Origin of the sequence: Frigoribacterium sp. CFBP 13707, assembly GCF_014842245.1 — a bacterium.
In the GTDB taxonomy this organism is placed as follows: domain Bacteria; phylum Actinomycetota; class Actinomycetes; order Actinomycetales; family Microbacteriaceae; genus Frigoribacterium; species Frigoribacterium endophyticum.
On the sequence record NZ_JACYVL010000002.1, the window covers coordinates 392,923 to 407,137 of the forward strand.

16 protein-coding genes are annotated in these 14,215 nt (G+C 72.9%); 15 read left to right on the forward strand and 1 reads right to left on the reverse strand.

The features are described 5' to 3' along the window. Window positions 1-57: 57 nt before the first annotated feature. From rplS to IFT45_RS05585, 8 genes are all read left to right on the forward strand, one after another. Complete coding sequence (gene rplS, locus IFT45_RS05550) at window positions 58-405, forward strand: 50S ribosomal protein L19 (RefSeq protein WP_056053596.1); 348 nt, start codon at window positions 58-60, stop codon at window positions 403-405. A gap of 65 nt (window positions 406-470) precedes the next feature. Beyond that, window positions 471-1,229 carry a signal peptidase I gene (lepB, locus tag IFT45_RS05555; protein WP_185232053.1) on the forward strand — a complete coding sequence of 253 codons (759 nt, stop codon included), beginning with the start codon at window positions 471-473 and terminating at the stop codon, window positions 1,227-1,229. After that, on the forward strand, window positions 1,229-1,864 hold the full coding sequence (locus IFT45_RS05560) for a ribonuclease HII (RefSeq protein WP_056053600.1): 636 nt from the start codon (window positions 1,229-1,231) through the stop codon (window positions 1,862-1,864). Before lepB ends, IFT45_RS05560 begins: the two co-directional genes overlap by 1 nt. Window positions 1,865-1,985: 121 nt before the next feature. Continuing rightward, window positions 1,986-2,309 carry a DUF2469 family protein gene (locus IFT45_RS05565; protein WP_185232057.1) on the forward strand — a complete coding sequence of 108 codons (324 nt, stop codon included), beginning with the start codon at window positions 1,986-1,988 and terminating at the stop codon, window positions 2,307-2,309. Window positions 2,310-2,413: 104 nt separating this feature from the next. Next, window positions 2,414-2,776, forward strand: coding sequence for a YraN family protein (locus tag IFT45_RS05570; protein ID WP_056053606.1), 363 nt, complete (start codon window positions 2,414-2,416; stop codon window positions 2,774-2,776). Continuing rightward, window positions 2,773-4,302: a YifB family Mg chelatase-like AAA ATPase gene (locus tag IFT45_RS05575; RefSeq protein WP_192127099.1), complete on the forward strand. Its 1,530-nt coding sequence runs from the start codon at window positions 2,773-2,775 to the stop codon at window positions 4,300-4,302. The genes IFT45_RS05570 and IFT45_RS05575 overlap by 4 nt, the downstream gene beginning before the upstream one ends. Further along, complete coding sequence (gene dprA, locus IFT45_RS05580; RefSeq protein ID WP_371810881.1) at window positions 4,299-5,582, forward strand: DNA-processing protein DprA; 1,284 nt, start codon at window positions 4,299-4,301, stop codon at window positions 5,580-5,582. Before IFT45_RS05575 ends, dprA begins: the two co-directional genes overlap by 4 nt. Window positions 5,583-5,638: 56 nt before the next feature. Next, window positions 5,639-6,613 carry a tyrosine recombinase XerC gene (locus IFT45_RS05585; RefSeq protein WP_371810882.1) on the forward strand — a complete coding sequence of 325 codons (975 nt, stop codon included), beginning with the start codon at window positions 5,639-5,641 and terminating at the stop codon, window positions 6,611-6,613. Window positions 6,614-6,627: 14 nt separating this feature from the next. On the opposite strand, the gene IFT45_RS05590 is transcribed toward IFT45_RS05585, so the two are convergent. Next, window positions 6,628-7,227 carry a M23 family metallopeptidase gene (locus IFT45_RS05590; RefSeq protein ID WP_192127101.1) on the reverse strand — a complete coding sequence of 200 codons (600 nt, stop codon included), beginning with the start codon at window positions 7,225-7,227 and terminating at the stop codon, window positions 6,628-6,630. 130 nt (window positions 7,228-7,357) lie between these two features. Between IFT45_RS05590 and IFT45_RS05595 the strand changes: the two genes are divergently transcribed. From IFT45_RS05595 to IFT45_RS05625, 7 genes are all read left to right on the forward strand, one after another. Next, the gene (locus tag IFT45_RS05595; RefSeq protein ID WP_056053617.1) at window positions 7,358-8,824 is read left to right on the forward strand and encodes a sugar porter family MFS transporter; all 1,467 of its coding nucleotides are present in this window, start codon (window positions 7,358-7,360) and stop codon (window positions 8,822-8,824) included. 411 nt (window positions 8,825-9,235) lie between these two features. Continuing rightward, window positions 9,236-10,171 (forward strand): 30S ribosomal protein S2, encoded by a 936-nt coding sequence (gene rpsB, locus IFT45_RS05600; RefSeq protein ID WP_056053623.1) that lies wholly within the window; start codon window positions 9,236-9,238, stop codon window positions 10,169-10,171. A 38-nt stretch (window positions 10,172-10,209) separates the two neighbouring features. Beyond that, a complete protein-coding gene (tsf, locus tag IFT45_RS05605) occupies window positions 10,210-11,037 on the forward strand; it encodes a translation elongation factor Ts (protein ID WP_167258855.1) in 828 nt (275 codons plus the stop codon). Between the two features lie 155 nt (window positions 11,038-11,192). Beyond that, the gene (gene pyrH / locus IFT45_RS05610; RefSeq protein WP_056053628.1) at window positions 11,193-11,912 is read left to right on the forward strand and encodes a UMP kinase; all 720 of its coding nucleotides are present in this window, start codon (window positions 11,193-11,195) and stop codon (window positions 11,910-11,912) included. Between the two features lie 72 nt (window positions 11,913-11,984). Further along, window positions 11,985-12,503: a ribosome recycling factor gene (gene frr, locus IFT45_RS05615; RefSeq protein WP_056055773.1), complete on the forward strand. Its 519-nt coding sequence runs from the start codon at window positions 11,985-11,987 to the stop codon at window positions 12,501-12,503. Next, window positions 12,504-13,502: a phosphatidate cytidylyltransferase gene (locus IFT45_RS05620; RefSeq protein ID WP_192045498.1), complete on the forward strand. Its 999-nt coding sequence runs from the start codon at window positions 12,504-12,506 to the stop codon at window positions 13,500-13,502. Window positions 13,503-13,559: 57 nt separating this feature from the next. After that, the gene (locus tag IFT45_RS05625; protein ID WP_192127394.1) at window positions 13,560-14,117 is read left to right on the forward strand and encodes a DivIVA domain-containing protein; all 558 of its coding nucleotides are present in this window, start codon (window positions 13,560-13,562) and stop codon (window positions 14,115-14,117) included. The last annotated feature ends 98 nt before the right edge of the window (window positions 14,118-14,215 follow it).

A 14,215-nucleotide genomic window follows, 5' to 3' on the forward strand; every position in this document is an offset into this window, starting at 1 on the left:
GGTGCCCGCACCCACGAGCAGCAGTCGACCTGTGGCGGTTGCAGAGAGCGAACCACCATGCACATCCTCGACGCCGTCGACGCAGCCACGCTGCGCACCGACATCCCCGACTTCCGCGCCGGCGACACCGTCAAGGTGCACGTGAACATCATCGAAGGCACGCGCTCGCGCGTCCAGGTCTTCCAGGGTGTCGTCATCGGCAAGCAGAACGAGGGCGTCCGCGAGACGTTCACCGTCCGCAAGGTCAGCTTCCAGGTCGGCGTCGAGCGCACGTTCCCCGTGCACTCGCCCGTCATCGACCACATCGAGGTCGTCAGCCGCGGCGCCGTGCGTCGCGCGAAGCTCTACTACCTGCGCGAGCTGCGCGGCAAGAAGGCCAAGATCAAGGAGAAGCGCGACCACTGACCCGGTCCGCACGTCCTTCCCTGAGCTCCCCGCCCTATACGATGGCGGGGAGCTCAGGCGGTTAAATGACAGACGACACATCCTCGCGGCGCCTCCTGCGCCGCCCCGGTCGCGGTGGCGACCAGAAGAAGCGCGGCACCCTGACGTTCCTCCGTGACGTCCTGGTCATCTTCCTGGCGGCGCTGCTGATCTCCTTCTTGATCAAGACGTTCCTGATCCGCTCGTTCTACATCCCCTCGGGGTCGATGGAGAACACGCTGCAGATCAACGACCGCATCATCGTCAACGAGCTCGTGCCCGACGTCGTCGACGTCAAGCGCGGCGACGTCGTGGTCTTCACCGACCCCGGCGGGTGGCTGGAGGGCACGGCCCCCGTCACCACCGCCTCCGGCAACCCCCTCGGCGACGGCGTCTCGTGGTTCCTCACGCTGGTCGGGCTCGGCACGCAGGACAGCAACGACCACCTCATCAAGCGCGTCATCGGGCTGCCCGGCGACACGGTGTCGTGCTGCAACGACTTCGGCCAGATGTCGGTCAACGGCGTCCCGCTCGACGAGCCCTACGTCACCCTGCCCCCGGGCGTCGACCGCGTCTCCGGCGACGACTTCTCGGTCACGGTGCCCGCCGACTCGCTCTGGGTGATGGGCGACAACCGCTACAACTCGAAGGACAGCCGCTACAACGGCGACACCCCGAGCCAGGGATTCGTGCCGATGAGCGACGTCGTGGGCCGCGCCTTCGTCATCAGCTGGCCCGCCGCCCGCTGGACGTGGCTCGACGACTACCCGGCCGTCTTCCGCGGCACGGAGCGCGAGGGCGAGTGATGGCGGTCGTCGACCCCACGCTCGACCTCGAGCGCGAGCTGCACGCGGCCGGCGCCACCTGGGTGATCGGCTGCGACGAGGTCGGCCGTGGCGCCATCGCCGGGCCCGTCGCCGTCGGCCTCGGCGCGGTGCACCTCGAGTGCGGCGAGATGCCCGTGGGGCTCCGTGACTCGAAGCTGCTGAGCGAGAAGCGTCGCGAGGCGCTGTACCCGACGGCGACGTCCTGGGTCCAGGCGCACGCCGTCGGCCTGGCCGACGCCCGCGAGGTCGACGAGATCGGCATCGTCGCGGCCCTCGGCCTCGCCGGCCGGCGGGCGCTCACGGCGCTGCACGAGGCCGGTGTCGGCATCATGAGCTCCGTCGTGGTGCTCGACGGCAACCACGACTACCTGACGCCGGCGCTCTCCACGCCGCCGCGCATCACCACGCGGGTCAAGGCCGACCGCGACTGCGCCTCCGTCGCCGCGGCCTCCGTGATCGCCAAGGTGCACCGCGACCGGATGATGATCGCGGCCGACGATGAGCACCCCGGCTACGGCTGGGCGGGCAACAAGGGCTACGGGTCGACCGCGCACTACGCGGCGCTGACCGAGCTCGGCCCGTCGCCGCTGCACCGCCTGACCTGGCTGCACTGAGCCGTCGGGTCGCCGTGCCCGCGCGGGGCCGCATCCACGGCGACGGCCCCCTCGGCGCCGCTGCTCGTGCCGTCCAGGGCGTGCGGGAGGCGCGGGCGCGGCCGCGTAGGATGGTCCCTCGATGGACGAGGACGAGTTCGAAGACTACGACCGAGAGGTCGAGCTCGCGTTGTACCGCGAGTACCGCGACGTGGTGTCGCAGTTCCGCTACGTGGTCGAGACCGAGCGGCGCTTCTACCTCGCGAACGAGGTGGAGCTCGTGCGCCGCGACACCGAGCACGACTTCTACTTCGAGCTGACGATGAGCGACGTCTGGGTCTGGGACGTCTACCGCTCCGACCGCTTCGTGAAGTCCGTGCGCGTGCTCACCTTCAAGGACGTCAACGTCGAGGAGCTCACCGCCCGCGACCTCGAGCTGCCGAAGGAACTCGCGCTCGACGAGTAGGGCGTCCCTCCCCAGGCCGGGCCGGGGGCGCGTCGTCCCCACGACGTGACCGGGCCCCGTGGGCTCGACCCGCGCCTCCGCCAGTCTCCTCGCAGGAGGTCGACATGGCGGAGAAGGACGAACTGGGGCGGCGCGGCGAAGACGTGGCCGCCGAGTGGTGCGAGGCACAGGGGCTGCGGGTGGTCGACCGCAACTGGCGGTGCCGCGAGGGCGAGATCGACCTGGTGGCGCTCGACGGCGACGAGGTGGTCGTCGTGGAGGTCAAGACCCGGTCGGGCACGGGCTGGGGCACGGCCCTGGAGGCGGTGACGCCGCAGAAGCTCGCCCGGCTGCGGCGGCTGGCGGGGGCGTGGTGCCAGGAGCACCCGGGGGTGGGCCACGGCGTCCGCATCGACGTCGTCGGCATCACGGTCGAGCGGTGCCGCGGGCACGAGCGCATCGAGCACGTGCGCGGGGCCGGCTCGTGAGCATGGGTCGCACGCGCGCGGTCTCGCTCCTCGGGCTCGACGGTGCCGTCGTCGAGGTCGAGGCCGACCTCGGCCAGGGGCTGCCGGCCTTCATGATCATCGGGCTCCCCGACGCGTCGCTGGGGGAGGCCCGCGACCGCGTGCGGGCGGCGGCCTCGAACGCCGGGTGCCCGCTGCCCTCCCGCAAGCTGACGGTCAACCTGTCGCCGGCCTCGCTGCCGAAGCACGGGTCGTCGTTCGACCTGGCGATCGCGGTGGCGGCCCTCGCGGCGGCCGACCTCGTCGAGGCCGAGTCCGTCGCCCGGGTCGTGCACGTCGGCGAGCTCGGGCTCGACGGCAGGCTGCGGCCCGTCGACGGGGTCCTGCCGGCCGTCGTCGCGGCACGCCGGGCGGGCGCCGAGATCGTCATGGTGCCGGCCGACAACGCCGACGAGGCGTCGCTCGTGCCCGATGTCCGCGTCATCGCCGTGGTTGGGCTCCGCGACGCGGCGATCTGGCACGGCGCCGACCTCGCTCCCGAGCCGGCCGAGCCGCTCCGCCGGTCGACGGTGGCCGCCCCCGCGGGGGCCGTCCCCGAGCTCGCCGACGTCATCGGCAACTCCGACGCCGTGCAGGCTCTCGTCACGGCGGCCGCCGGCGGGCACCACCTGCTGATGGTCGGGCCGCCCGGGGCCGGCAAGAGCATGCTCGCCGCGCGTCTGCCCGGCCTGCTGCCTGACCTCGACCTCGAATCCGCCCTCGAGGTCAGCTCGATCCGGTCGCTCTCGGGGCTGCCGGTGGGCAGCGAGCTCGAGCGACGACCGCCGTTCGAGAGCCCGCACCACACCTGCAGCGCGGCCGCGCTCGTCGGCGGCGGCAGCGGGGTGCTGCGCCCGGGGGCGGCGTCGCGGGCGAGCCGGGGCGTGCTCTTCCTCGACGAGGCGCCCGAGTTCGCGCAGACCGTGCTCGACTGCCTCCGCCAGCCGCTGGAGTCGGGCGAGACCGTGGTGCACCGGTCACGGGCGGTCGCGCGCTTCCCGGCCCGGTTCCAGCTCGTGGCCGCCGCGAACCCCTGCCCGTGCGGCCAGTGGGGCTCGCGGGAGGGGGAGTGCACCTGCTCGCCCCACCAGCGCCGGCGCTACCTCGCGAAGCTCTCCGGCCCGCTGGTCGACCGCATCGACGTGCAGCTGCGCGTGGCACGGATCAGCTCGGCGCAGTTCCGGCTCGCCGAGACCACGGACGTGCTCACCACCGCCCAGGCGAGGGAGGTGGTCGAGGAGGCGCGGGCGAGGGCCCGGCACCGGCTGGCCGGCACGCCGTGGCGCCTGAGCTCGGAGGTGCCGGGCGCCTGGCTCCGGGGCGCCGGCCGTCGGCTGGCCGTCGCCGACTCGGCGCCGATCGACCGGGCGCTCGAGACGGGGGCCCTCACCATGCGGGGCTACGACCGCGTGCTCCGCCTGGCCTGGACCCTCGCCGACCTCGACGGGGTCGGCCGGCCCGGCCGGGGCCAGGTCGCCCGGGCCCTCGGGCTGCGGAGGTCGCTGTGAGGGCGCTGCTCGACGCCACCGGCGACGACCTCGCGCGGCTCGTCCGGCCCGCTCGGGCCTGGGTGCCAGGGGGCGACTCCGACGAGTCGGGCCTCGACGTCTTCGCCCGAGCCGCCTGGTCGGGCATCGCGGAGCCGGGCGACGTCGTCGCGGGCCTCGCCCGCCGGGGCCTGGGGCCGGCGGTCGCCCTCCGGCTCGCCGTCGAGTCCGTCGTGGAGCGGGGCGGCGGCGGGGCCGGGCGCGGTCTCGAGACCGCGCTCCGCGACTCCCCGGCGGGCGACGACCTCGGCCGGTTCTCGGTCGACGCGGCCCTGCGACGCTGGGCCCCGCGTCTCCAGCGGTGGCGCGCCGAGGCGTCGCTGCGCGCCGCGGAGGCCCTCGACATCCGCCTGCTCGTGCCGGGCGACCCCGGCTGGCCCGCCGAGCTCGACGAGCTGGGCGACCACGCGCCCGCCGTCCTCTGGCTCCGCGGCGCCGGTGAGCTGCCCGCCCCGGCCGCGTCAGTCGCCGTGGTGGGGGCGCGGGCGGCGACGTCGTACGGCGAGACGGTCGCCGCCGACCTCGGCAGCGGCCTCTCCGACCGGGGGCTGACCGTCGTCTCCGGCGGGGCGTACGGCATCGACGGCTCGGCCCACCGGGCGGCCCTCGCGGCCGAGGCCCCGACGGTGGCGGTGATGGCCGGCGGGGCCGACCGCTTCTACCCCGCCGGGCACGACGAGCTCCTCCGTCGGGTCGTGCGGACGGGCCTCCTCGTCGCGGAGGCGCCGTGCGGCACGACGCCGTCCCGCTGGCGGTTCCTGCAGCGCAACAGGCTCATCGCCTGCCTCACGGCGGCGACCGTGGTCGTCGAGGCCGGCCGCCGCTCGGGCTCGCTGAACACCGCCGGCCACGCGCAGGTGCTCGGGCGCCCGGTCGGCGCCGTGCCCGGCCCGGTGTCGTCGCCGTCGTCGGCGGGCTGCCACGCGTTGATCCGCTCGGGGCTCGCCACCTGCGTCACGGGCGTCGACGACGTCCTCGAGCTCGTGGGCCCGATCGGGCGTGGCGTGTCGACAGGTCACGGCGCAGGAGGCGCGGGTCCGGCCCTGGAGGTCGTCGACCCCCGCGTCGTCCGCGTCCAGGACGCCCTCAGCCCCCGCGTCGAGCGCACGACCGACGAGGTCGCGGCGGCCTCGGGGCTCGGCGCCGACACGGTGCGGGGGCTCCTCGCCGAGATGGAGGTCGACGGCCTGGTCGTCGCCGGGCCCGCGGGGTGGCGGAGGAGGGGCCGCGCGCGTGGGTAGCCTGGCGCCGTGACGACGACGAGACGCGCGGCGGGCCCCGGCGGGGCGGGGCGCCCGTGACGGCCCTGCGCGTCGACGTCGACGCCTTCGTCGAGCACCTGCGGCACGCGCGGGGGCTGAGCGAGAACACCCTCCGTTCGTACCTCTCCGACCTCGCCGACCTGCTCGCGGTCGCCGGGCAGCGGCTGGGCCGGGAGCCGCAGACCGCCGACGTCGACCTCGAGCTGCTCCGCGACTGGCTCTGGCGCGGCACGGAGGCCGGCCTCGCGCGCACCACCCTCGCCCGCCGGTCCGCCAGCGCCCGGGCCCTGACGCGGTGGCTGGAGGAGACCGGGCGCACCGGGGTCGACGTCGGCCTCCGGCTCCGCGCCCCCAAGGCCGACAGCCACCTGCCCCGCGTGCTGACGACCGCGCAGACCGAGTCCGTGCTGACGTCGCTCGCCGTCCGGGCCGAGGCCGACGACGCCGTGGCGGGGCGCGACCTCGCGGTCGTCGAGCTGCTCTACGGCTCGGCGCTGCGCGTCTCCGAGCTCGTCGGGGCCGACCTCGGCGACGTCGACCTGGACCGCCTCACCGTCCGCGTGACCGGCAAGGGCTCGCGTCAGCGGGTCGTCCCCTTCGGCGTCCCCGCCGCGGAGGCCCTGCACCGGTACCTCACGCGGTCCCGGCCCGTCCTCGCGGCCCGCGCCGCCGCCCGCGCCGGAGCCGCTGCCCGAGCCGGAGCCGACCCAGCCGCCGGCGCCGGGCCCGCGGGCGACGCCTTCTTCCTCGGCGCGACCGGCGGCCGGCTCGGCACCCGCGCGGTGCACCGCCTGGTGTCCGGCCTGCTGGCCGACCTGCCGGGCAGCGGCCCGTCGGGCCCTCACGCCCTCCGGCACACGGCGGCGACCCACCTGCTCGACGGGGGCGCCGACCTCCGTGCCGTGCAGGAGATGCTCGGCCACGCCAGCCTGGGCACCACGCAGATCTACACGCACGTCTCGACCGAGCGACTCCGCGAGAGCTACCGGACGGCCCACCCCCGCGCCTGACCGACCCGGCGGCCTCAGCCCCGCACCTCGTCGTGGCGGGTCGGCAGCAGCACGCTGGCCCGGCCGAGGCCCAGCATCATCAGCGGTGAGACGTACTCGCCGTCGATCCGCGCCCCCAGGTGGACGCACGAGGCGGTGCAGCCGTGGCCGGGCTCGAGCACCCCGACGGCCTGGCCCCGCTGCACGACGTCGCCGGCCCGCAGCTCCGTGCTCACGGGCTCCATGCTGCTCAGGACGCCGCCCGCGTGCCGGAGCGACAGCACGGGGCGGTCGACGACCGTCCCGGCGAAGTGCACCACCCCGTCGTCCGGGGCCGACACCGCGCCTCCCTCGGTCATCGCGAGGTCGACGCCCCGGTGCCCGGGCGACCACCGGTGCTCGGGGGCGACGAACGGACGGAGCACGAGGTGCGGCTCGGGCACGGGCCACGACCACGGGACGGCCGGGCCGGGCCGCGCCTCGGCCGCGACGGGCCGGGCGGGACCGCCGGCGAGGAGGAGGACCGCGAGCAGGAGGGCCGGGAGGGCGGCCCCCCGGGCGGCTCGCGCCGGCTCCCGGCCAGACGACACCTGTCGGACGGACGGGGGGCGAGGGGAGGAGGCGCGGGTCTGCATGCACAGATCGTGCACGACGTGCGGGGATTCACAGCGAGGCGTAGGGTCCCCCTGTGCACGAACACCCGGTGCACGACGATGTCGGGGGAGTGTGGTCACGAGCCCGCCCTCCGTGGATTTAAGGAGAACCGTGTCGAACTCGGCGCAATCGTCAGCAACAGAGAAGAAGCTGAACAGGCGGGTGACGGCTCTCGCGATCGCCGCGGCCGTGGGTGGCTTCCTCTTCGGATTCGACTCGTCCGTCATCAACGGCGCGGTCTCCAGCATCACCGACGAGTTCGGCCTGACGGAGTTCGCCTCCGGCTTCGCCGTCGCGTCGGCGCTGATCGGCTGTGCCATCGGCGCGTACGTCGCCGGCCGCCTCGCCGACAAGATGGGCCGCATCAAGGTGATGCTCATCGGCGCCGCGCTCTTCCTCATCAGCTCGCTCGGCGCCGCCTTCGCGTTCGCCGTCTGGGACCTCGTGCTCTGGCGCGTCATCGGCGGCCTCGGCATCGGCATCGCCTCCGTGATCGCCCCGGCCTACATCTCCGAGGTGTCGCCGAAGGCCATCCGCGGTCGTCTCGCCTCGTTCCAGCAGCTCGCCATCACGCTCGGCATCTTCGTCGCCCTGCTCTCCGACCAGCTCTTCGCGGTCACCGCGGGCGGCGCCTCCGAGCCCTCCCTCTTCGGCCTCGCCGCCTGGCGCTGGATGTTCCTCGTCGGCATCGTGCCCTCGGTCGTCTACGGCGTGCTCGCCCTCCGCCTGCCGGAGTCGCCCCGCTACCTGGCCGGTGAGGGCCGCGAGGACGAGGCCAAGACCGTCCTGAAGGGCATCGTCCCCGCGGAGACCGTCGACACGAGCCTCAAGGAGATCACCGACTCGATCAAGACCGAGGCGGAGCTGGAGAAGAAGTCGAGCATCCGCGGCGACCGCTTCGGCCTGCAGCCCATCGTCTGGGTCGGCATCATCCTCGCCGTGCTCCAGCAGTTCGTCGGCATCAACGTGATCTTCTACTACTCGACCACCCTGTGGCAGGCCGTCGGCTTCCAGGAGAGCGACTCCTTCACGATCTCGACGATCACCTCGATCGTCAACGTGGTCGTCACGTTCGTCGCCATCGGCCTCGTCGACAAGGTCGGCCGTCGACCGCTGCTGCTCATCGGCTCCGTGGGCATGTTCCTCAGCCTCGCGGTCACCGCCCTCGCCTTCAGCCAGTCCGTGCCCGGCGACGGCGGCGACCCGCAGCTGCCCGGCGCCTGGGGCCCCGTCGCGCTCGTGGCCGCCAACCTCTTCGTGGTCTCGTTCGGCGCCACCTGGGGCCCGCTCATGTGGGTCCTGCTCGGCGAGATGTTCCCCAACAGCATCCGCGCCACCGCGCTGGGCGTCGGCAGCGCCGCCAACTGGATCGCGAACTTCATCGTCACGGTCTCGTTCCCGTCGCTCGCCGCGGTCAGCCTCACGCTGTCGTACGGCATCTTCGCCGCCTTCGCCCTCATCTCGTTCTTCTTCGTGCTCGCGAAGATCCCCGAGACGAAGGGCCGCAGCCTGGAGGAGATGGGCATCTCGGCCGTCGAGGGCGGCACCGCGAAGGGCGCCTCGGGCGCTCGCCGCTGACCTCGTCACGACCCCCGTCGGGAACGCCCCGTCCGCTCGTCGGACGGGGCGTTCCGTCGTGCGGGGCGGGGGAGGGCCGGCGTCGACCCGGGCCTCCGTCGGGGGCCCGTCGCCGCCCCCTGCCCGTGCTCCGTCGGTGCTACGATGAGCACGCAGTCTGCCTCGCAGACTGACTTCGCGTGCCCGTGCGTCCATGACGCACCGTCCCCGAGCAGCCTCCCTCACGGTCGGCCGCTCACGGACGACACCGGCCTCCACCCCCACTCGGTCCGTCACGCACCACCGGCACGTCAGTGCCACGGTGCCGACGGCGGGGGCGTGCCCGGGCACCAGGCAGGGGCGACCGACCGGTCGCCCGGACGAACCGACACCGGCACGCCTCCGCGCGTGCCACGAAAGAGGAGAACGACCATGGCCGTCGTCACCATCCGCCAGCTGCTCGACAGCGGCGTCCACTTCGGACACCAGACCCGCCGCTGGAACCCGAAGGTGAAGCGATTCATCCTCGCCGAGCGCTCCGGCATCCACATCATCGACCTCCAGCAGTCGCTCGGCTACATCGACAAGGCGTACGACTTCGTCAAGGAGACGGTCGCCCACGGCGGCACCATCCTCTTCGTCGGCACGAAGAAGCAGGCTCAGGGCTCCATCGCCGAGCAGGCGAACCGCGTCGGCCAGCCCTTCGTGAACCAGCGCTGGCTCGGTGGCCTCCTGACCAACTTCCAGACGGTCTCGAAGCGCCTCGCCCGCATGAAGGAGCTCGAGGACATCGACTTCGACGACACCACGCAGGGCTTCACCAAGAAGGAACTGCTGATCAAGAAGCGCGAGCTCGACAAGCTGCACAAGACGCTCGGCGGGATCCGCAACCTGACGAAGACGCCGTCGGCCCTCTGGGTCGTCGACACCAAGAAGGAGCACCTCGCGATCGACGAGGCCAAGAAGCTGGGCATCCCGGTCATCGGCATCCTCGACACGAACTGCGACCCCGACGAGATCAACTTCCCGATCCCCGGCAACGACGACGCCATCCGCTCCGTCGGCCTGCTGACCCGCATCGTCGCCGACGCCGCCGCCGAGGGCCTGGTGCAGCGTCACCAGAAGCCCGAGGACGCCGACGCTCCCGTCGAGCCCCTCGCCGAGTGGGAGGCCGAGCTGCTCGCGCAGGGCGAGGCCAAGGCCGCCGACGCCGCCGCCGAGGCCCCCGCGGCCGAGTCGCTCCCCGTCGCGGAGAACGACGCCGACGCGCAGGTCGCCGAGAAGCCCCTGGGCGAGCCGGTCGTCGAGCCCGTCGCCGAGGCCACCGAGGCCACGGCTGCCGAGCCGGCCGACGCCGACGCCAAGTAGTCCTCCCCCCTTCCGACTCCACGAAAGGAAGCCAGCCAATGGCCAACTTCACCGCAGCTGACGTCAAGACCCTCCGTGACCGCCTGGGCGCGGGCATGATGGACAGCAAGAACGCCCTCGTCGAGGCGGACGGCGACCTAGAGAAGGCCGTCGAGATCCTCCGCGTCAAGGGGCTCAAGGGCGTCGCCAAGCGCGAGGGTCGCCAGACCACCGCCGGGCTCGTCGCCGCCAAGGCCTCCTCGGGCTACGCCACGATCATCGAGCTCGCCAGCGAGACCGACTTCGTCGCGAAGAACGAGAAGTTCATCGCCCTCGCCGACTCCGTGCTCGAGGCCGTCTCGGCCGCCGGCGCGAAGGACGCCGCCGAGGGCAACGCCGCGGCGATCGGCGGCCAGACCGTCGAGGCCTTCGTCAACGACGAGGCCGCGCTGATGGGCGAGAAGGTCGAACTGCGCACCGTCTCGCACATCGAGGGCGACGAGTTCGCGATCTACCTGCACAAGACCTCGAAGGACCTGCCCCCGCAGGTCGGCGTGGTCGTGGGCTACACGGGCTCCGACGCCGAGACGGCCCGCTCGGTCGCCCAGCACATCGCCTTCGCCGCGCCGACGTACCTGTCGCGCGACGAGGTCCCCGCCGACCAGGTCGCCAAGGAGCGCGCCATCGTCGAGGAGACCGCGAAGAACGAGGGCAAGCCCGAGGCCGCCCTGCCGAAGATCATCGAGGGTCGCCTCACCGGCTTCTTCAAGGAGATCGCCCTGCTCGACCAGGCCTACGCGAAGGACAACAAGCTGTCCGTCGCCAAGGTCGTGGAGCAGGCCGGCATCGAGATCAAGGGCTTCGCCCGGGTCAAGGTCGGCGCCTAGCAACACCCTGACGGGGCCTGAGACGAACGCGTCTCAGGCCCCGTCGCCGTGTCCGCGGTCCCTCACGACAGGGAGGCGCGGCCGGCCGCCGCGGTCCGGCACGCCCGCCGTGACTCGCTACCCTGGCTACGGCCACGACACGAGGGAGAACTCGCATGACGACAGGAACAACCAGACGACGCCGCGTCCTCCTCAAGCTCTCGGGCGAGGCGTTCGGCGGGGGCCAGCTCGGCGTGAACCCCGACGTGGTCGGCGGCATCGCGCGCGAGATCGCCGAGGCCGCGGCCGACGTCGAGATCGCCGTCGTGGTCGGCGGCGGCAACTTCTTCCGCGGCGCGGAGCTCAGCCAGCGGGGCATGGACCGCGGCCGTGCCGACTACATGGGCATGCTGGGCACCGTCATGAACGCGCTCGCCCTGCAGGACTTCATCGAGAAGGCCGGAGCCGCCACGCGCGTCCAGTCGGCCATCGCCATGACCCAGGTCGCGGAGCCCTACATCCCGCGCCGTGCGGAGCGGCACCTCGAGAAGGGCCGCGTCGTCATCTTCGGCGCCGGCGCCGGCCTGCCCTACTTCTCCACCGACACCGTGTCGGCCCAGCGTGCCCTAGAGATCGGCGCCGACGAGGTCCTCGTCGCGAAGAACGGCGTCGACGGTGTCTACTCCGCCGACCCGCGCACCGACCCCGACGCCGTGAAGCTCGAGACGCTGACCTACCAGGAGGCCCTCGTCCAGGGCCTCAAGGTGGTCGACTCGACCGCCTTCAGCCTCTGCATGGACAACGGCATGCCGATGCACGTCTTCGGCATGGAGGGCGCCGGCAACATCGCCCGCGCCATCCGGGGCGAGCGCATCGGAACTCTCGTCAGCAACTGACGACTAAGCTCGACGACGAACCAAGGGAGCATTGTGGCGATCACTGACGTACTGACCGAGACGCGCGAGAAGATGGAGCGGGCCCTGGAGTCCGCCAAGACCGACTTCGGTCAGGTCCGCACCGGGCGCATCAACCCGGCGCTCTTCCAGAAGATCCCCGTCGACTACTACGGCACCCCGACGCCGCTGGCCCAGCTGGCCTCGCTGCAGGTGCCCGAGGCGCGCACGATGATCGTGACGCCCTACGACAAGTCGGCCCTGAAGGAGATCGAGAAGGCCATCGCGACCTTCCCGAACCTCGGCGCCAGCCCCACCAACGACGGCACCCTCGTCCGCGTCACCATCCCCGAGCTGACGCAGGAGCGCCGCAAGGAGTTCGTGAAGATCGTCCGCGGCAAGGGCGAGGACGCCAAGGTGCAGATCCGCAACATCCGTCGCACCTCGAAGACGGAGCTCGACGCATTGAAGACCGAGGTCGGCGACGACGAGGTCGCACGGGCCGAGAAGGAGCTCGAGTCGGTCACCAAGGGCTACATCGACTCGATCGACGACGCGCTGAAGAAGAAGGAAGCCGAGCTGCTCGAGGTCTAGATGAGCGACGCTCCCGACGGCCCCCGCCCCGACGAGTCGGCGCCGAACCCCAAGACCACCCTCGGCAGCCGTCGCGCCGACTTCGACGCCCGGGCCCAGGCCGCTCGCCACGACCTCGAGAACCAGCTGCGCGCACGACGCGCGCAGCTGGGCGCTCGCAACGAGGTCCTGACCGCGAAGACGGGTCGCAACCTGCCGGCGGCGATCGGGGTCGGGGTCGGTCTCGGCGGGGCCGTCCTGGTCAGCCTCATCTTCCAGCCCGCGTTCTTCATGATCGTGGCGGGAGCGCTCATCGCGTCCCTCTGCTTCGAGCTGACCAGTGCGCTGAGGTTCGCGGGGCGCGACGTCCCGCGGCTGCCGAGCGTCCTGGCGGGCCTCGCCATCGTCCCCGCCGCCTTCTACGGCGGCGCGTCCGGGCAGTGGCTCGCGCTCCTCGCGGGCGTGGCCGTCATCTCGCTGTGGCGGCTCGTCGAGCTCGCGCGTCCCTCGCACCGCAAGCCCGCCTCCGTCGTCCTGCGCGACATCGGCGCCGGGGCGTTCGTGCAGATCTACTGCGCCTTCCTCGGCAGCTTCATGGTCCTGCTCGCTGCCCAGCCGAACGGGGCGAACTGGACCCTCTCGGCCCTGATCATCGTGATCGCGGTCGACACGGGCGCCTACGCCACGGGGCTCAACTTCGGCAAGCACCCGATGGCGCCGCGCATCAGCCCGAAGAAGACCTGGGAGGGCTTCGCCGGCTCGGTGGCGGCCAGCCTGATCGCCGCCGTGCTCACCTCGTGGCTCCTGCTCGACATGCCCTGGTACTTCGGCTTCCTGCTCGGCGGCCTCATCATCGCCACGGCCACGGTCGGCGACCTCTCCGAGTCGCTCATCAAGCGCGACCTCGGCATCAAGGACATCTCGACCTGGCTGCCGGGCCACGGCGGCTTCCTCGACCGGCTCGACAGCACGCTGCCGTCGGCCGTGGTCGCCTACGCGCTGTACCTGATCTTCGTCTGACGCCGTGCCGTCGCCCGGGCCCGGCCTACCCGGGTCGAGCGGGGGCGATGCGGCATGATGGGGCGCGTGAGCACAACCTTCCCCCTCGCGCCCAAGGGCCAGCGGGGCTACGACGAGTCCGAGGTCGATGCCTTCCTGGCGGAGGCACGTGCCGCGTACGCCGCAGCGCCGGGGGAGGGCGACGTGGACTCGGCGCGCATCCGCCGCACCGCCTTCGCGATGACCAAGGGCGGCTACTCGACCGCCCACGTCGACGCCGCGCTGGAGCGGCTCGAGGACGCCTTCGCCTCGCGGGAGCGCGAGCGCGCCAGGACGACGCGCGGCGACGACTCGTGGCTCGGCGACGCCCGGTCGACCGCGGAGGAGATCGTGGCGCGCCTCGACCGCCCGCAGGGGCACCGATTCGACCGGGTCAGCATCTTCACCCCGGGGTACCACAAGGGCGACGTCGACCGGCTCGTACGCCGACTGCAGGGGTACTTCAGCGACGGGCGGGCGCTGAGCATCGACGACGTGCGCGGTGCGGTGTTCCGGCCCCAGCGGGGCGGCTACCGCGAGGCGCAGGTCGACCTCGTGCTCGACGCGGTCGTCGACGTCATGCTGGCCGTCCGCTGACGCCCTGGCCATCCGTGCCCTGACGGCCTGACGGCCTGACGGCCCGACCGCCCGACGTCGACGGCGACACGCGCCGGGGGCCCTAGCCGTGCCGTGAT